Annotated in this window: 17 protein-coding genes; 4 read left to right on the forward strand and 13 right to left on the reverse strand. The window is 33.5% G+C overall.

The genetic code is table 11. From position 1 onward, the window contains the following. Nucleotides 1–68 precede the first annotated feature (68 nt). From fliY to BO51_RS04420, 12 genes are read right to left on the reverse strand one after another with little or no spacing between them, the layout of a single operon-like run. Nucleotides 69–1,163: a flagellar motor switch phosphatase FliY gene (fliY, locus tag BO51_RS04365; RefSeq protein ID WP_496484331.1), complete on the reverse strand. Its 1,095-nt coding sequence runs from the start codon at nucleotides 1,161–1,163 to the stop codon at nucleotides 69–71. After that, complete coding sequence (fliM, locus tag BO51_RS04370) at nucleotides 1,160–2,158, reverse strand: flagellar motor switch protein FliM (protein WP_496484333.1); 999 nt, start codon at nucleotides 2,156–2,158, stop codon at nucleotides 1,160–1,162. Before fliM ends, fliY begins: the two co-directional genes overlap by 4 nt. Before the next feature lie 32 nt (nucleotides 2,159–2,190). Next, nucleotides 2,191–2,601: a chemotaxis protein CheW gene (locus BO51_RS04375; RefSeq protein WP_496484335.1), complete on the reverse strand. Its 411-nt coding sequence runs from the start codon at nucleotides 2,599–2,601 to the stop codon at nucleotides 2,191–2,193. Between the two features lie 15 nt (nucleotides 2,602–2,616). Beyond that, nucleotides 2,617–2,973 (reverse strand): response regulator, encoded by a 357-nt coding sequence (locus BO51_RS04380; protein WP_496484337.1) that lies wholly within the window; start codon nucleotides 2,971–2,973, stop codon nucleotides 2,617–2,619. Nucleotides 2,974–3,014: 41 nt separating this feature from the next. Then, nucleotides 3,015–4,964 carry a chemotaxis protein CheW gene (locus BO51_RS04385; protein WP_496484339.1) on the reverse strand — a complete coding sequence of 650 codons (1,950 nt, stop codon included), beginning with the start codon at nucleotides 4,962–4,964 and terminating at the stop codon, nucleotides 3,015–3,017. A 19-nt stretch (nucleotides 4,965–4,983) separates the two neighbouring features. Next, nucleotides 4,984–5,757 (reverse strand): CheR family methyltransferase, encoded by a 774-nt coding sequence (locus BO51_RS04390; RefSeq protein ID WP_496484341.1) that lies wholly within the window; start codon nucleotides 5,755–5,757, stop codon nucleotides 4,984–4,986. Between the two features lie 4 nt (nucleotides 5,758–5,761). Beyond that, nucleotides 5,762–6,772: a protein-glutamate methylesterase/protein-glutamine glutaminase gene (locus BO51_RS04395; protein ID WP_496484343.1), complete on the reverse strand. Its 1,011-nt coding sequence runs from the start codon at nucleotides 6,770–6,772 to the stop codon at nucleotides 5,762–5,764. A 13-nt stretch (nucleotides 6,773–6,785) separates the two neighbouring features. Then, on the reverse strand, nucleotides 6,786–7,268 hold the full coding sequence (locus tag BO51_RS04400) for a chemotaxis protein CheD (RefSeq protein WP_496484345.1): 483 nt from the start codon (nucleotides 7,266–7,268) through the stop codon (nucleotides 6,786–6,788). Between the two features lie 10 nt (nucleotides 7,269–7,278). Next, nucleotides 7,279–7,758, reverse strand: coding sequence for a chemotaxis protein CheW (locus BO51_RS04405; RefSeq protein WP_496484347.1), 480 nt, complete (start codon nucleotides 7,756–7,758; stop codon nucleotides 7,279–7,281). A 15-nt stretch (nucleotides 7,759–7,773) separates the two neighbouring features. Continuing rightward, nucleotides 7,774–8,943, reverse strand: a complete 1,170-nt coding sequence (locus BO51_RS04410; protein WP_496484349.1) for a methyl-accepting chemotaxis protein — start codon at nucleotides 8,941–8,943, stop codon at nucleotides 7,774–7,776. After that, the gene (locus BO51_RS04415; RefSeq protein ID WP_496484351.1) at nucleotides 8,944–9,792 is read right to left on the reverse strand and encodes a cache domain-containing protein; all 849 of its coding nucleotides are present in this window, start codon (nucleotides 9,790–9,792) and stop codon (nucleotides 8,944–8,946) included. 30 nt (nucleotides 9,793–9,822) lie between these two features. Continuing rightward, entirely contained in the window at nucleotides 9,823–11,538 is a 1,716-nt protein-coding gene (locus BO51_RS04420; RefSeq protein ID WP_496484353.1) for a methyl-accepting chemotaxis protein, read from the reverse strand. Nucleotides 11,539–11,690: 152 nt separating this feature from the next. Between BO51_RS04420 and BO51_RS04425 the strand changes: the two genes are divergently transcribed. The 3 genes from BO51_RS04425 (at nucleotide 11,691) to ald (ending at nucleotide 14,157) form a co-directional block, all read left to right on the forward strand. Continuing rightward, nucleotides 11,691–12,467: a threonine/serine exporter family protein gene (locus BO51_RS04425; protein ID WP_496484355.1), complete on the forward strand. Its 777-nt coding sequence runs from the start codon at nucleotides 11,691–11,693 to the stop codon at nucleotides 12,465–12,467. A 9-nt stretch (nucleotides 12,468–12,476) separates the two neighbouring features. Further along, nucleotides 12,477–12,920: a threonine/serine exporter family protein gene (locus BO51_RS04430; RefSeq protein ID WP_496484357.1), complete on the forward strand. Its 444-nt coding sequence runs from the start codon at nucleotides 12,477–12,479 to the stop codon at nucleotides 12,918–12,920. 115 nt (nucleotides 12,921–13,035) lie between these two features. Next, nucleotides 13,036–14,157, forward strand: coding sequence for an alanine dehydrogenase (gene ald / locus BO51_RS04435; protein WP_496484359.1), 1,122 nt, complete (start codon nucleotides 13,036–13,038; stop codon nucleotides 14,155–14,157). A gap of 38 nt (nucleotides 14,158–14,195) precedes the next feature. Here ald and BO51_RS04440 read toward each other — a convergent pair whose 3' ends face one another. Next, nucleotides 14,196–15,434: an ABC transporter substrate-binding protein gene (locus tag BO51_RS04440; protein WP_496484361.1), complete on the reverse strand. Its 1,239-nt coding sequence runs from the start codon at nucleotides 15,432–15,434 to the stop codon at nucleotides 14,196–14,198. A 181-nt stretch (nucleotides 15,435–15,615) separates the two neighbouring features. On the opposite strand from BO51_RS04440, the gene BO51_RS04445 reads away from it, so the two are divergent. Then, nucleotides 15,616–17,058, forward strand: a complete 1,443-nt coding sequence (locus BO51_RS04445) for a DDE-type integrase/transposase/recombinase (protein WP_496484363.1) — start codon at nucleotides 15,616–15,618, stop codon at nucleotides 17,056–17,058. The last annotated feature ends 279 nt before the right edge of the window (nucleotides 17,059–17,337 follow it).

Below are 17,337 nucleotides of genomic sequence, written 5' to 3' on the forward strand. Positions count from 1 at the left end.
TCTAATCGGATTTTGATTCCATTATTTAATAGCTATTTAAAAAATAAAGCCATAGTTTACCCATGGCTTTATTTTAATTCCTTTAATCTCTGTTCTTTGCTCATAATATTAGTTATTCTTATTCCAAAGTTTTCATTTATTACAACAACTTCGCCTTGTGCTATTAGTTTTCCGTTTACATATATCTCTAATGGCTCGTCAGCTTGCTTATCCAATTCTATGACCGAACCGTTCCCGAAAGACAAAACTTCCTTTATAGTTTTTTTAGACTTCCCAAGTACCACACTAAACTCAAGTGGCACATCTAGGATTAAGTCTAAATTTCTTGGACTCTTCCTGTCATCTATGGATACATTTAGCTCTTCAAAAGAAGGTTTTTGTACATTTACTTTTTCTTTTTTATCCTCTGGTTTCGATTCAATATGTTCTGATACATTTAAGGTTGAGGTTTCTTTATTTTCAACTGTAGCTTTGCTTTCAGCAGTTTTTAAGTTGTTGTCTTCAGCCTCACCTTTCATTTTATTTACTATCTCTTCAACTGTTTCTCTAGTGTATAGTTGCATTATTTCGCTCTCTATGCTTCCCTCTACATCAAGCTTAAAAGCAATTTTGCAAATATTCATGTCAGGATCTAGATCTCCAAATCCCTTTGCTTCATTTGTATCCCAAAGTGATACTTCAGGCGGCAAAATATCAATTTCCATGCCAAGCATTGTTGCCATAGATGTCGATGCTGATCCAATCATTTGATTCATCGCTTCAGCTACTGCACTCATTTCAAATTCAGATAATTCTTGTTTTGCATTGCTGCCATCGCCACCCATCATTAAATCAGCAATAATAGATGCATCTTCGACATCTACCATTAGCAAGTTATTGCCTTTGGGACCTTTCTTAAATCTTACATTAGCAACTACCTTAGGCACTTTACATTCATCAATGACTTGTCTAAACGGAATCCATGAAACTCTTGGAGTAGTTATGAGCACTCTTTTATTTAGCAAAGTAGAAAGGGTAGTAGCTGCTGTAGACATTGATATATTGCCAACTTCACCAATTATGTCCTTGTCAACGTCTGTAAGAGTAAAATCATCCGAGCCGTTATTTTGACTTTTCTTTAATAATGCATCTATTTCCTCTTGAGATATAAAATTATCACTCATTCTAAAACATCCTCTTCTATATATTGTAATACTTCCACTGCTAAACTATTGTTTATCTTGCCTGGTCTAACTAGAAAATGCGGTTTCCCTTCAACTAGCATTTCAAGCGGTTCATCAATTCTACTGTCTAATCTTATACAGTCTCCTTCTTCTAAATTCAGAAAATCTCTAATACTTATTTGGGTTTTTCCAAGCTCTACATCCAAACTTACAGGAACTCCCATGATTCTTTTTTCCACTTGTTCTCTGTTGTCTTCCACAATTTCTCCATCAGATTCAAACCAATTTTTAAAACTTAGCTTGTCTATTACTGAATCTAGAGAAATATATGGAATACATATATTTATAAAGTTTTTATTTTCCATTAATTCAAAAGTAAAGCTTATGAGTATTACTGGCTCATTTGGCGATGCGATTTGAATTATTTGAGGATTTGTCTCCAAAATTTCTAGCTCAGACTCTATTTCCACTACATCGTTCCAAGCTAGATCAAAAGCATTTAAAACCACTATTGCTAATTCCTCAAGAATAGATAATTCAATTTCGGTGAAATTTTCTTTCTTCTTTGCAACTACTGTTTCCTTTAACTCATTCCCGCCGCACATGAGCTCAATGATTTGATAGCAAGCCTGAGGGCTAATTTCAATAAGTAAATTGCCATTAAGAGGTTTTGATTTAAATATAGTCATAAGTGTAGGGTTTGGTACAGATCTAGTGAATTCATCAAAACTTATCTGCTCAACTGCAACAATTTTTATCTCAACATTATTTCTCACTAAATTTGAAATAGTATTCCCAGCTATTTTAGAGAAGTTCTCAAATATCATGTATAATGAATTGATGTGGTCTTTAGAAAGTTTAAACGGCCTTCTAAAGTCATAAGGCTTTATTTTGTTTTTTTCCTCTTCATTAGAAACATTTTCGGGGGTTATTTCCCCGCTGCTTAAAGCTTTAAGCAAAGAATCTATTTCTTCTTGTGACAGAACTTGTTTCAAGTAAATCCCTCATTTACTATAATCTATTTAATTTAGATCTTATTCTCTATTTGTTCAACTAGTTTTTCTATATCTATTACATCTATTATTTTATTGTTTATGTCAACAATGCCCATTATGTTTTGGTTGTCTTCTTTTTTCAGTATTTGAATCTGTTCTTCCTTTATATTTAGTACCTGCTCAACCTCATCAACGAGCAATCCTAATAGATCATCTTCATAATTTAATATAATGATACTATTATAGCATAACTTATCCTCAATAAAAAGAATCTTGCTTAAGTTTATTAATGTAACTACATTTCCTCTTAAATTGATTAATCCTTCAACCCAATCTGGCGCATTTGGCACTTTTATTAATGGCATAGACTTTGTTATCTCGCTTACTTTGTTAGTAGGTATGGCAAATAATTTTTCATTAAGGCTAAAAACAATGACTTGCACTTTATCACCTCACATTTAAAATTTTGACAAAGATTGAGATACTCTATCTACGTCAAATGGTTTTACTATGAAATCAATTGCCCCAGATTGGATCGCCTCCATAACCATTGATTGCTGCCCCATAGCTGAACACATAATAACTTTTGCATTAGGATCGATTTTCTTGATCTCTTTTAATGCTGTAATTCCATCCATTTCAGGCATTGTTATATCCATAGTTACTAAATCAGGTTTCTCAGCTTTGTATTTTTCTACTGCTTCTAAACCATTTTGTGCCTCTGCAACAACTTCAAACCCATTTTTCTCTAAAATATCTTTTAATTTCATTCTCATAAATATTGCATCATCAACAACTAAAACTCGTTTTGCCATTTATTTATCTTCCTTCCTAAAATATAATAAATTTCTTTTGACTATCTCATGCAAATGCTACCCACATCCAATATCAATGTTATGTCACCATTTCCAAGAATGGTTGCCCCAAGGTACTCTTTCATTTTCCCAAGAATTCCATTCAACTTTTTAATGACTATTTCTTGCTGTCCAATTAGTTCGTCAACTACTAGCCCATAATATTGATCACCTAGTAGAGTTAATATTAGATGATGGTTTTCTCCAACCTCAGACAGTCCAAGTTTCTGATTAACTCTTACTACCGGCACTGCTCTCTCTCTGTACATGTACAATTCGCTGAGTTTAGATTGCAATATATCTTTATCTTCTATTTTTATTACTTTTTCTATTATTCCCAATGGTATAGCGAACGTTTCTCCACCTATTTTTACTAATAGAGCTTGTATTATTGACAGAGTAAGTGGCAGCTTGATGATAAATGATGTGCCTTTGTTAATTTCACTGATTACCTCAATAGTCCCTCCCAATGAGCTTATTTTTTGTTTTACTACATCCATTCCCACTCCTCTTCCAGACACGTCTGTAATTTCTTTAGCTGTGGAAAATCCTTGATCAAAAATAAGTTGTAGTAAGTCGTCTTCAGATAAATTTTCAGTGCTTATTCCTCTTTTTTCTGCCGTTTCTTTTATGGCCTCTATGTTTATGCCAGCTCCGTCATCAGACACAACAATTATTACTCGATTCCCTTCTTGATAAGCGTTTAATTTTATTATTCCTTCTTCAGGCTTGTTTAGCTTAATTCTTTTATCTACGGACTCTATTCCATGATCAGCTGCATTTCTGATAAGGTGAATAAGTGGTTCGCTTAGCTCCGAAACAACTGTCCTGTCTAGTTCTGTTTCTTCTCCTTCTATGACTAAACTTATTTTTTTATTCAATTCTTTTGACAAATCTCTTACCATTCTAGGAAATCTATTGAATACAACGCTAACCGGTTGCATCCTTATCTTTAAAACAAGGTCTTGTAACTCGGATGTTATCCTTGCAACCTGCCCTAACGGCTCATCAATTTCATTTATATCCGCTCTTTTGCTTACATCTTCAAGCCTAGTTCTATATATAACAAGTTCAGAAACAAGATTCATGAAACTATCTAATTTTTGAATATCTACTCTTATTGATTGGTTTAAATTGCTATTATTTGAAAGTTTTGTATCTGATTTTTTGTTTTCTTTCTTGGTTTCAGATTTTAGATTTGTTTCAGTTGAATAATTCGGCTGTATTTCTAAAATATTCACATTTTCAATTTCTGAAACATTTTCAATTTTTTCTTTTACATCAGCAATGGTTTCTTTAGTCAATAAAATTAATCTAAATGTTTTTTCATACTCTCCATTTTCAAGATTTTGTGCATCCGGATAAGTATATATAACATCTCCAATTTTTTCTAAATTGTTGATCACGAGATATGCTCTTGGGCCCTTCAAAAGGCATCCATCATCTATTGTAACATCTATTACATAAGCATTGTATCCTCTTTCATAAGCACTCTTTATTACATTTTCATCTGTTTCAGATAATACAAATTCTTTTAGTTCATCAACTTTTTCAGTTTTTTTATTTTGATCGTTTTTATTTATCAATTGCTCTAATTCTTCCAGTAAATCTTTGACATAAGTGTCATCTTTATTGTTTCTTAAGTCCTCTACAATTTCTGTAAGTTTATCTAGGCATCTAAATATTAAGTTGATTATATTGTCTTCTTTAAAGTTCTCTCCACTTTTTAATAAGCCCAATAGGCTTTCCATTCTATGGGTTAAATCAGTCATTGATTTGTATCCCATAGTAGCAGCCATGCCTTTTAAAGTGTGTGCTGCTCTAAACATCTCTTCAAGAGAGTCTATGTCGTTTATATTCTGTTCAATTCTAAGCATATTGTCATTTAATAACTGTAAGTATTCTTCTGTTTCTTCAAAAAACAATTCTTTGTATTTGCTGTTGTCGTCCACTTAATTATTCACCTCTATATCACATTTTTTCATAAATACATGTAGCAATCTTCTTTAGACCAAATTCTCTTGGATTGTATATCCCCTCAGTAGCTCCTATAAAAAGTAGGCCCCCGCTAACTAACGATTCACTAAATTTTTTATATACTTCATCTTTTACATCTGGTTTAAAATAAATCGTAACATTCCTACATATAACGAGATGGCAATCTTTCTCATACTTATCTAGTAGCAAATCGTGCCTTTTAAAATTTACTTTTTTGCGCAAACTTTCTGATACTCTAAAATGATCTGCCTCTTTTACAAAATATTTGCTTATTAAATAATCATCCAAACCCTTTAATTCTGCCTCTTTGTATTTGCCGTCCCTTGCTTTTGACAATACTTCCTTATCAATATCTGTTGCAATTATTTCTGCCCTATTGAGCAAATTATTTCTATCCAACATAATACATACGCTGTAAGGCTCAGCTCCATTTGAACATGCCGCGCTCCAAATCTTAAGCTTGTTGAATTTCTTGCTTGTATTATTTACTATTATTTCTTCTAATTGCTCAAACATGTCTTTGTTTCTAAAAAATTCTGTTACATTAATTGTAACTTGATCTAAAAATTCTTTTCTTATTTTATCATCTTTGCTTATTAATTTTGAATACTCAATCATGTCTTTTGCCCCTGACTTTTTCATGACAGAAAGTATTCTTCTTTGCATTTGAGCGTCTTTATAAAAGCTTAAATTCAAATTGAGTTCTTTATATACAAAGTCATAAAAATAATCGAATTCTTTCTCCATTGTTTCACCTCAACAATTCTATAATTCTTTGAGAAATTTCATTTAAACTTAATATCTCATCTATGACGCCTAGCTTTATTGCACTTTGGGGCATCCCGAAAATAGTGCTGCTTTCTTTATCTTGGGCAATGTTATAACCATTAAGTTCTTTTATTCTTTTCATCCCCCTTGAACCATCTTTCCCCATTCCAGTCAATATTATCCCTAAAAGATTGTTGGTGTAAATTTCAGCAGCCGACTCAAATAGATAGTCCACAGATGGTCTTACCCCATTTATTTTTTCTCGTTTATCTAATCTTATTCTCTTATCGTCAATTGTCATGTGATAGTCTCCTGGAGCAAGATATACGACATTTTTTTCAATCACCATATCATCTTTCGCTTCTACAACTTTTAGTTTCGATTCCATATCCATTCTTGAAGCTAAAGATGTGGTAAATCCCGCTGGCATATGTTGAACAATAAATATAGGAACGCCTATGTCGCTTGGCAACTCTTTTATCAAACTTACCAGCGCTTTTGGTCCTCCGGTTGAAGCTCCTATAGCAATCGCTTTTATTTGAAGCTTATTATCGCCTATAGCTCTTTTTTTAGGCTCATGTGTTTTTGAGTCATCAACATCTCTTCTTTGCAATACACTTGCAATTATTTTGCTTGCTAAATCATTCTTTAGTTCATCAAAATTGTCATTTATATTCGTTGGTTTTTCGATAAAGTCAAAAGCGCCTTTTTCCAAAGCTTCTATTGTTATTTCCGAGTTCGTATTTGAACTTAGCATTATTACTGGCAATTTGTATTTTTCTCTGATTATTTCAAGTGTTTTTATGCCATTCATTATCGGCATTTCTACATCCAAACTAACAACATCGGGTTTTAATTTTGGTATCATTTCCAAAGCATCTTTGCCATTTCTTGCAGTACCAACTATTGTGATTTCTTTTACGTCTTTTAGCATGTCAGAGATTATTTTTCTCATAAATGCTGAATCGTCTACAATTAAAAGTCTTATCGCCATGTTGATCAACACCTTATATTATTATAATTTCGCTATTTGCGCATCTAATAGTCACTTTAAAATCCTCTAAATTCACAATCATAGTCCTTCCGGAATTGCCTCCGGTATGACTTGCAACGATTGGTATTCCAAGACTTTCAAGAGTCCTTTTTACCGCCAATACATTTTGCTCACCTATGCCATTTTCAGCTCCATTTAAGTTGAATTCAAACATGCTAGCACCGCCTGCAATCTTTGCTACTAAATTCATATTGGAATACCCTTTTTTCATTTCTGAAACCATTTTGGGAATAGCTAAATTAGCAAATTTCTCGATCTTTATATTGCGACTAAAACTAGAACTGTCTGGCAAAAGAATATGGCTTAGTCCACCAACTTTGTGGATTGTATCGTAAATCGCAATCCCTACGCATGAGCCAAGTCCTAGCGTCATTAATATGTTTGGAGACGTGGTTATCTTGTAGTCAGATATTCCAACTTTTATAGTCTCTACCATTCATCATTCCTCATTCCTCATTTTCATTGCTTATTTCCGCTAATTTTTCTTCAATATCTTTCAAATTTTCTTCTTGTTCATAGTCGAAAAGTTCTTGAATATTTAAAATAATTATTATGTCATCTTCTAGCTTAATAAAGCCTTCGATATATTTTTTAGATATTTCGTATTGCTCGTAGTTTTTTTCAATTTGATTTGAGCCATATCTTTGTATACCTTCGATGTCCTCCACTAAAAACCCTAACATTCTGTCTTTCCATGTCGTAACAATCACTTTACTCTTTGAATTGTTCGAAATGTAAATTCCATATAATTTCTTAGTCAAGTCTACAATAGGCAATATCTTTTCATCATATTTAATGACTCCAAGTACATAGTCGTAAGTCTCAGGAATTTTTTTAGGCTCAGTAAAGTCAATTATCCTGTCTATGCTGCCAATATCAATGGCATATCTCTGATTGTTCAATCTGAAAATAATATATTGTTCCATGTTTTCCTCCAATCTCTATATTTGAAAACTAGATATCATTTGTTTTAATTGATGGGAAATATCTTTTAATTTTTCTGCATATTCTACAAAACTCACAGTGGTTGCAGTTATTTCTTCGGTTGATGCTGACACTTCTTCTGTGCTTGCGCTAATTTCTTCAGATACAGCTGAGATGTTTTGAGTGTTTTCCAAAATTTCATTTTTCCTGAACTTTAGGTCAAGTATGAGTTCTGAAATGCTATCTACTTTATCGCCTAAAGAGCTGATGGAGTTCAAAATCTGAACAAATGCATCTTTTGTTCTATCAACGGTATCTACTTGCTCATTAACTACTTCCTTAGCTTTTGACATTGCTAAAACAGCTTCATCAGATCTATCATTCATCGCATTAATTAAATTTCCGATATCTTTAGTTGCGTCTTGCGACTTTTCAGCAAGCTTTCTTATCTCCTCTGCCACCACAGAAAATCCTCTTCCAGCATCTCCTGCTCTTGCAGCTTCTATTGCTGCATTTAAAGCCAATAGATTTGTTTGTTCAGCAATTTGGTTTATAGTGTCAGTTATAACATTAATTTCATTTGATTTCTGTTTAACTTCATTTATTATCTCATTTGTCAAATTTGTCGCTTCTTCAGTTTTTTTCGCTTTATCAGTAAGTTCTTCAACTCTCAATAATCCGTCATTGCTATATCTGTCAGTCTCCTTTGAAAGCTCATTTATTGTTTCAATTGACTCTGATACATCATCCAACACTTTTGAGAATTCCATAATGTTCTGAGAGTTTTTTTCAATATCTTCTGCTTGCTCTTGGCTACCTCTAGCTATTTCGTAAATAGTTTGTGAAACTTCATTTAGCGCAGCATTTGCTTCTTTAGTCATTCCAAGTATCATATCTGAAGCTTCCACAACATCATCCGAAGAATCAGACACTTTTTTAAGCGTATTTCTAATTTTAGCTAGCATGTCGTTAAAATGTATTGAAATAGCTCCAAATTCGTCTCTAGATTCAATCCTTACATCTGTGTTGAGTGCTCCTTCTGATACTCTTTCAAATGATTTTTGAAGTTGATTGACTTTCTTGCTGATATTTTTGCTCAGTATCAATGTAGCTATTACTGCGATTAAAACTGCTATTATAGCTACTATAATTGTATTTAATAACAATATAGAAGTTTTTTGTGTCAATTAAGTTTTAGGTATTAACGCCGCTAACTTCCACCCTGTTCTTTCATTAGTTCTAAATATACCATAAAAATCATCATCTGAAGCATCTTTGTAATCAGAAATTCCATTTGAATTATTTGTCATGTCTTCCCATAATTTTAAATCTGTAATTGTTGCCTTTCCAATGGAATCTTTGTCTTTCGCAATTAAGTTAATACCATTTTGATCAGTTATTATTATATTTCCAGAATTTCCTATTACAAGATTTGTCAATTGATCCGATAAAACGGCTAAGTCAATATCTATCCCAACAACTCCGACAATGTTGTTATCTTTTACCACTGCTTTTGCAGCTGATATTACAATTTTTCCTGTTCCTGCATCTACATAAGGATTAACCCATATCACTTTATCTTTATTGGCTTGAGCAGTTGTGTACCACTCCCTAATAGTAGGATCATAATTAGTCAACGGGACTTTAGGGTATAGAGCCATTCTTTTATCTGATGTTCCAAAATACACAGTCAATGTATTAACGTCTAAATCTTTATAGTCCTTCAATTTTGTCATGAAATCTTCTTCTGTTATTTCTCCATTGAAGAAATTAACTACTTTATCATCTTTGGCTAACACTTTAAGTTGTTTTTCTACATCTATTAAATAATTGTCTATGCTAAGCTCTATATACTCTAGCGTTTGGTCGCTAGAATCAATTAATTTATCTTTGTACAAATTATATGAGTTATAGTAATTTATTCCCCCAACTAAAATTATTGAAAAGATAGTTATTAAAATCATTACGGTTGATATTTTTCTGCTTATGGACTTAATTTTACCGCTTTTGTCTTTTTTGTTTTTCTCCTTTTTCATATAAACTACCTTCCTTTATTTAAATTCAATTTAAATTTTAAATTGATTTAGCAGCTCACTCAAATCATTTGAAAGTTCCTTTTGTTCCCTTGCTTTCTTTTCTATCTCTAGCAACGATCTTGATGTTTCATCGCTTCCTAAGCTTATCTCTTGTGCAGATGCATTAGCCTCTTCAATAACTGCTGCTACAGATTCAATGGATGAGCCGATGTCATCTACCGACATAGATATTTCAGCCGTTGCAACAGAAAACTCTTTAGTCAGTTCTTTTACAAATTGAGCATCTTCAAAATATAAATTTCCTGTATTTTCAAGTTTATCGTAGTCGTTTGTTACATCTTCATCAATGAATTTCAGGATTTCTCTTGCACTATTTGCTAAGCTGTCTACGGATTTGTTTACTTTTGTTATGATTTGCTTTATCTTTGATGTTGTCTCTTCAGAGTGTTCTGCAAGTTTTCTTATTTCGTCAGCTACCACAGAAAAACCTCTTCCAGCTTCGCCAGCTCTAGCCGCTTCTATTGCTGCATTTAAAGCTAAAAGGTCAGTTTGACTTGCAATTTCAGATATCACATCTGTCATTTTTTCAATATCTTCAACTACTTTTGCTTCTTCGATGGATTTCATGATTATTTTTTGCTTTTCTAGATATATTCCACGAGCATTTGTTTTTGAAAGAACAGCGGTCTCTTGCATTTGTTTAGCTCTGTTTTCTATTTCTTCTCCCTTTTCTTCGCCAACTTTAGCTTTTTGCACTAATTCCTTGGTTTTCGTTGAAATTAGTTCAGACGAAGATGCTACTTGTTCCACAGATGCGCTTGTTTCTTCCATTCCTGCTGCGATTTGGCTAACTGAGTTGTTGATATTTATTCCCTGTTCGGAGACAATTTGTATTTCATTAGACAAGCTATTGCTGGAATCAGATGTCTTTTCCACTGCCACTTCAAATTCCTTTAGCAAGTGACTTATCTTTTCTATCATCTTGCTGAAATTTCCCAATAATTTCCCTATCTCATCATTCCTGTTGTCGTACTTTTCATCTAGTTTTATGGTGAAGTCCCCTTCTGCTATTAAAGAAGTTGCAGTTTCAAGAGATTTGATAGGTTTTGTTATATTCCCAGAAATTCTATATCCTAAAAATACAGAGCAAATTATGGACAATACTAAAACAATGGCTGTAAACATCAAATCTCTGTTCGCAAATTGCGTATTATTCTCCGAAGTAATTCTTGCTTCGTTTAAGTTTAAAGTCATTAATTTAGTGTATGTATCAGTGATTTTCTTGTTGAGTTCTCCGCCTTGACCGTACATCAAAACTCTGGCTTCATTTGGCTTGTTTGCTTTTGATAAACTTATTACTTTCTTCATCAACTCATCGTATTCGGCTTTATAACTCTTCAATGAAGTTGTCAGCTCTTTTTCTTCCTCACTATTTGCTGTAATAGAGTAATTTTCTAGAAGCTTATCAAACTGTGAATTTTTCTTTTGTATAGATGCTTCATCTATAACTGCCATCTGTCCAACGATTATCACGTCTTTTATTTCACTTTGCATTGAAAGATAGGACTCTACAATCATCACCAATTCTCCTAGGGGAACTGTATTATTCTTATAGAGCTTGTCGTCATTTTTCTGGATTTCTAGCATACTATAGATTGCAACCGACCCTAATATAAGAGTGAAAAAAGAAATTAGCAAAAATCCACTAGTGATTTTTTTTCTTATAGATTTGTTGAAAAATTCCATATACATCCCCCTTAAGATAACAATATTTGCTTAAAATAAATATCGGTGATAATAATCTTTTTTTAACCTTTACTCAGAAAATAATTCGTCAATATTACTAAAAGAGAAGAGTTATGGTAAAATATCATTATAATTTATAGAAGGGTGTTAATATGAAATCTCATGATGAAAATTTTGTAATAAATCTAGCAATAAATGTAGGAAAGATTATGCTTGAAAGTGGAGCTGAAATATATAGAGTTGAAGAGACAATAGAAAGAATGATCACTTCAAAATTAGACTCAAAAGTCGATGTTTTTGTACTTCCAACAGGTATCATTGTGAGTGTCAAATCCAGTACAAACTCAACAACTAGATTGGAAAGGATACATTCATCTCAACTTAATTTAGAGGCTATATCACGAGCGAATTCATTTTCGAGAATATATACTCAAAATGATTTAAGCGATGAAGATCTTGAAATACTCCTGACAAGCTTAACTGACATACCCCAGTTTTCGAAGAGAACTACTTTTATATTTACAGGAATAGCTGGGGGGCTTTTTACAGGTCTGACAGGCGGTAGTATATTGGAAACTTTAGTCGCATTTGTAGCTTCTATATCAGTGGGTTACCTTTTGACTAAACTTGCTAGGTTCAAGCCAAATTTCTTTATAAAAAATATCATTGGCGGATTTTTAATTGCTGGCATTGGTGTGTTGTCTTATTTTATATTTGAAAAATTCGGATTTTATCTAGATTACAATCGGATAATTATTGGCCCTTTAATGACATTAGTGCCCGGAGTGGCTCTTACTAACGGAATTAGGGACTTGATTTCTGGGGAACTCATAGCTGGTGGGGCAAAAATTATAGAGGCAATTTTTATTGCAATTGCTCTAGCATTTGGTGTCGGTATAGCATTGCAAATCTCATTTGCGTTTATTTAGGAGGTTATCATGAATTTTATAACTCAAGTAGTGCTTTCTTTTTTTAGCATCTTTGGTTTTGCAATAATATTTAATATACCTAGAAGGTCTATTTTCTTTGCAAGCTTAAATGGCATGGTTGGGTGGGTCATATTCTACTATGTTCAAAATGCAAGCACGAACTTTATACTTCCACCACTTATAGGATCATTGTTCGTAGGTCTAGTGGGTGAAATATTAGCAATATATCATAAGCAACCTGCGACATTATTTATTATCCCTGGAATAATTCCTTTTGTTCCTGGATACGGCATCTACTACACTATGTTTCATATATTAAATAACGATTTATCAAATGCTCTTAGCACTGGTGTGGAATCAATTTTTGTAGCTATTGCCATAGCGTGTGGTGTTGTGGTGGCAACATCTCTAACCCGCTTTTTAAGACCTTATTTAGAAAATATGCTCAGTTAGAAGTTGAATTTATTTGTTAAAATATAGTTAAATAATTTATTATATAATTACAAAAATTTTTTTATGTGTTATAATTAAAGCAAACGTTATTATAATATTAAAGGAGGCTTTATAGATGATTGTAGGAGTCCCAAAAGAGATAAAAGCTCAAGAAAACCGTGTAGCTATGACACCTGCTGGTGTTGATGCACTTGTTAGAGCAGGACACAAAGTACTAGTTGAAACAAATGCTGGTTTAGGTTCAGGTTTCAGTGACGAAGCGTATAAAGCTCAAGGAGCAGAAATACTTCCCGAAGCAAAGATGGTTTGGGAACAAGCAGATATGATAATGAAAGTTAAAGAGCCACTTCCTTCAGAATATCAATATTTCAGAAAAGGCTTGATTATATTCACATACCTTCATCTAGCAGCAGACGAAGAATTGACAAAAGCACTTGTTGATTCAGGTGTAATCGCTATTGCATATGAAACAGTACAAAATCCAGATAGATCATTGCCTCTGTTGACACCTATGAGCGAAGTAGCAGGCAGAATGGCAATTCAAGAAGGGTCAGTTTATCTTGAAAAATCAAAAGGTGGAAAAGGTGTTTTAGTTGATGGTGTTACAGGTGTTCCTCCAGCTCATATAGTAATAGTAGGTGCTGGTATTGTTGGAACTGCAGCATTAAGAAGAGCTGTTGGCCTTGGTGCAAGAGTAACTGTTGTAGATATTAATGTAGATAGATTAAGATATTTAAACGAAGTATTTATGGGAAGCATTGAAACATTGTACTCAAACAATTACAATTTAACTCAAGCTGTTAAAACAGCAGATTTAGTTGTTGGTGCAGTATTGATTCCTGGAGCTAAAGCTCCTAAATTGATAACAGAAGAAATGGTTAAACAAATGGAACCAGGTAGCGTTATAGTTGATGTTGCTATAGATCAAGGCGGAAGCGTTGAAACTATAGATCACCCAACTACTCATGCTGACCCAATATTTGTTAAACACGATGTAATTCACTATGCAGTTGCAAATATTCCTGGAGCTGTTCCAAGAACATCGACATTTGCATTGACAAACGTAACTTTGCCTTATGCAGTTAGAATTGCAAATAAGGGTTGGAAGAAAGCTTTGATGGATGAAGAGCCATTGAGAAAAGGTGCAAATATATTAGAAGGTAAAATTGTCTATAAATCAGTTGCAGATGCATTTAATATGTCCTATACTCCAGTTGAAGAAGTACTAGGAATGTAATTTAAAGCCGCATGATAATTCATGCGGCTTTACTTTTATTATTGAATTCTATCTAATATTACATTTAAGTCTTCTACTGGTTTTACTACTTCCCATGCCGAGCCATCATCTGATACTTTCAACAATGACATTGACTGAGTACCAAGTCGTTTCCCATTTGCGAAGTCTACTGTTCCGCCCATAGGGATCTTAAATGGCTCTTTTTCCATTCCATTAATGTAATTTTCCCAATTTAATGTTTCTCCTTCAACTCTTCTCAACCCTTCTACGAAGAAATATCCAGCAATCCATCCAGCCATTGAAAATGCATTTGCAGCATATTCAGGTTTCCCGTAGTTAGTCATTCCTTGTACAAATTCATCAACCTCTTCTTGATTACTTAAATCTACCCATGCATTTGAATAGATAGGGAATTTATTTGCAGTATTTGCGTAATCTGCTTGGAAATTTGCTATTGTAGTAGCATCAGCATTTGAATAAGTTGTAAATACAGGCTTATTTACTCCTTGTGCTATCAAACCTTTGATGATTGTTGGCAATGTCGCTTGAATGGATGCTGCAACTATTACATCAACATTTTCATTTTTCATTTTTAGTGCTTGACTTGATACATCAGTTGCTCCAGGATTTACTTGTTCTTTTACAACAGTATAATCAGCGCCTAACTTTTCTACTTGATTTTCAACTCCTGCTAATAAGTCTTTTCCAGCGTCATCATTTGTATAAATTACGCCGATTTTTTTAGCATTATGTTCTTCTATTGCTCTAGCTACAATCAATCTACCTTCAGTTACATAAATTGGTTGCACTGGAAATAATCCTTTTCCTTTTTCAATACTTGTAGCATCTTCATTGTAAAGAGCTGCTATGCCAGCTGCAAAATAAACTGCGGGTATCCCTGTTTCTTTTAATAAATCCAAAGTTGCACCTATCGTAGGTGTTCCAAAATGACCTACAATTGCAAAAACTTTATCATCATTTATCAATTGTTCTGTAAATGTTGTCGCCTTTATTGGATCAAATTCATCATCATAATGAACGAATTCAATCTTTCTTCCATCTACTCCACCTGCATCGTTTACCATCTTAAAATACGCTTCTATACCAGCATTAAACGGTACTCCAACTGCTGCAAACGCTCCAGATGTCGCTGCTGTGTTTCCAACTTTTACTGTAGTATCTGTAACCCCTTGTGCGATTTCATTGCTTGTCGTACAGCCTGCTAAAGTTGATATGAGCATAGCTAAAACCATTATAATAGATATTCTTTTTTTCATTTTGTTCCCTCCTAGTTAATTTTGGTAGTGGCAATAAGACACTCCTTTTTTTTATTTAAAACCTTATATTATTAAGGGTTACATCATTTTTATAAAATAAAAAACAATGACCCCCCTTTTTCTGTTATAATTTGAGTTGGTACACAACAAATTCTAAAGAAAAGAAAGGTTGGTCATTGTTATGTCTCAAATTATATCCTATTTACTTATATATAATCAATACTTAATTAATCAAATTTATGAATTAACTTTATTTATCGCAAAGTATATTCCTCTCAAGCAATTGGCTTTTGATGATTCTCACAGCCCCAAATATCAAAAAATTAAAATTGACAAGCTTCCAATTATCAAAAAGTTCATTAAACAGGATTACAGTTTTCTGCTTGAATACTATTTCTGGAAGTATGGTAAGCCTGTAAAACCAGTTCAGCGTCGTAATGGTAAAACTATACCCGAGGAAACGGTATGCCCTGTTTGTGGTGCCCCTCATCAATACATTTATGACAACAATGGTGGTAAAGGACAATACCAATGCAAAATCTGTGGTCAAACCTTTGTTACTGGTGAACAAGTAACATCACATCTAGTTCTTATATGTCCTTATTGTGGGCATACCTTAGTTGCTGTTAAAGACCGTAAACACTTTGTTGTTCATAAATGTGTCAATAAAAATTGTTCTTATTACAAGAGCAATTTAAAGCTACTTCCTAATGATTTAGATCCTAGTGAGAAGCATAAATACAAGCTCCATTATATCTATCGTGAATTTACGCTAGATTTCTTTTCTATGGATTTAAACAACCTTCCTTCTTGGGCTACAAGCTTTAAGTTTAGAAAGAACAATGCTCATATTATGGGGCTTTGTCTTACTTATCATGTTAATCTTGGTTTATCTCTTCGAAAAACTGCTGAAGCTATGCGTGAAATACACAATATCAATATTTCTCATACCATGGTAGCTAGTTACGCTAGAACCGCTTCAGTACTTATCAAGCCTTTTGTTGATACCTTTGATTACAAGCCTTCAAACAACTTAGCTGCTGATGAAACCTATATTAAAGTCAAAGGCCTTAAGGGATACATTTGGCTCATTATGGATACTGTTTCTCGCTCTATTCTTGGCTATCAAGTTTCTAAAAGTCGTGATGTTGGTCCTTGCATCCTTACCATGAGAATGGCTTTTGATAAGTTCAAAGAATTCCCAGGTAAAGCATTAAAATTTATCGCTGATGGTTACAGTGCCTATCCTTTAGCTGCTCAACAATTTAAAATTGAAAAAGGCTGGGATTTCGATATTACTCAAGTAATTGGTCTAACTAATGATGATGCTGTGTCCAAAGAATATCGCCCTTTTAAACAGAAAATTGAGCGTCTTAACCGTACCTTCAAAGCTTCTTACCGTGTTACTTGCGGTTATGGCACCGATGACGGTGCTTATTATGGTGTGAATCTTTGGGTTGCTTATTACAACTTTCTTCGCCCCCATGAGCTTTATGGGAGAAAGCGTCCATTGAACGAAGTTGATTTGCTTAAGGATGCTGGCAATATGCCTGGTAAATGGCAGCTTCTTATCTTTTTAGGACAGCAGGTTATTCTTAATATGCAAGAAAATCCTGCATCTTAATTTTTATCTGTTCTTAGATTTTAGAGCCTGAGGTAAACTAGCCACCCGCTAGGGCTTGCCCTTGATGGCGTGTAAAAACAATGCTACAATGCTGCGAACGAGACGGTGAAACTTTTCTGTTCTTGAGTTTTTTCGCCGTCGGTGTTAACTTAACAGCATTGTTTTGTAATGCAGTCAAGGGTGGCGACAACTACCATAAAAGTATAATTTTGCGATTTTCTAGGTTCTTATGAGCCTATTTTTTTTATCCTGTTTTTTCATAGGCTACTTTACACTATC

Source organism: Soehngenia saccharolytica DSM 12858 (genome assembly GCF_059568515.1).

Coding starts and splice junctions, on each gene's coding strand:
- BO51_RS04425 (WP_496484355.1), top strand. CDS start 11,691: ATGAAATCTCATGATGAAAATTTTGTAATAAATCTAGCAATAAATGTA.
- BO51_RS04440 (WP_496484361.1), bottom strand. CDS start 15,434: ATGAAAAAAAGAATATCTATTATAATGGTTTTAGCTATGCTCATATCA.
- BO51_RS04405 (WP_496484347.1), bottom strand. CDS start 7,758: ATGGAACAATATATTATTTTCAGATTGAACAATCAGAGATATGCCATT.
- BO51_RS04400 (WP_496484345.1), bottom strand. CDS start 7,268: ATGGTAGAGACTATAAAAGTTGGAATATCTGACTACAAGATAACCACG.
- BO51_RS04395 (WP_496484343.1), bottom strand. CDS start 6,772: ATGGCGATAAGACTTTTAATTGTAGACGATTCAGCATTTATGAGAAAA.
- BO51_RS04420 (WP_496484353.1), bottom strand. CDS start 11,538: ATGGAATTTTTCAACAAATCTATAAGAAAAAAAATCACTAGTGGATTT.
- ald (WP_496484359.1), top strand. CDS start 13,036: ATGATTGTAGGAGTCCCAAAAGAGATAAAAGCTCAAGAAAACCGTGTA.
- BO51_RS04415 (WP_496484351.1), bottom strand. CDS start 9,792: ATGAAAAAGGAGAAAAACAAAAAAGACAAAAGCGGTAAAATTAAGTCC.
- BO51_RS04380 (WP_496484337.1), bottom strand. CDS start 2,973: ATGGCAAAACGAGTTTTAGTTGTTGATGATGCAATATTTATGAGAATG.
- fliY (WP_496484331.1), bottom strand. CDS start 1,163: ATGAGTGATAATTTTATATCTCAAGAGGAAATAGATGCATTATTAAAG.
- BO51_RS04445 (WP_496484363.1), top strand. CDS start 15,616: ATGTCTCAAATTATATCCTATTTACTTATATATAATCAATACTTAATT.
- BO51_RS04430 (WP_496484357.1), top strand. CDS start 12,477: ATGAATTTTATAACTCAAGTAGTGCTTTCTTTTTTTAGCATCTTTGGT.
- BO51_RS04390 (WP_496484341.1), bottom strand. CDS start 5,757: ATGGAGAAAGAATTCGATTATTTTTATGACTTTGTATATAAAGAACTC.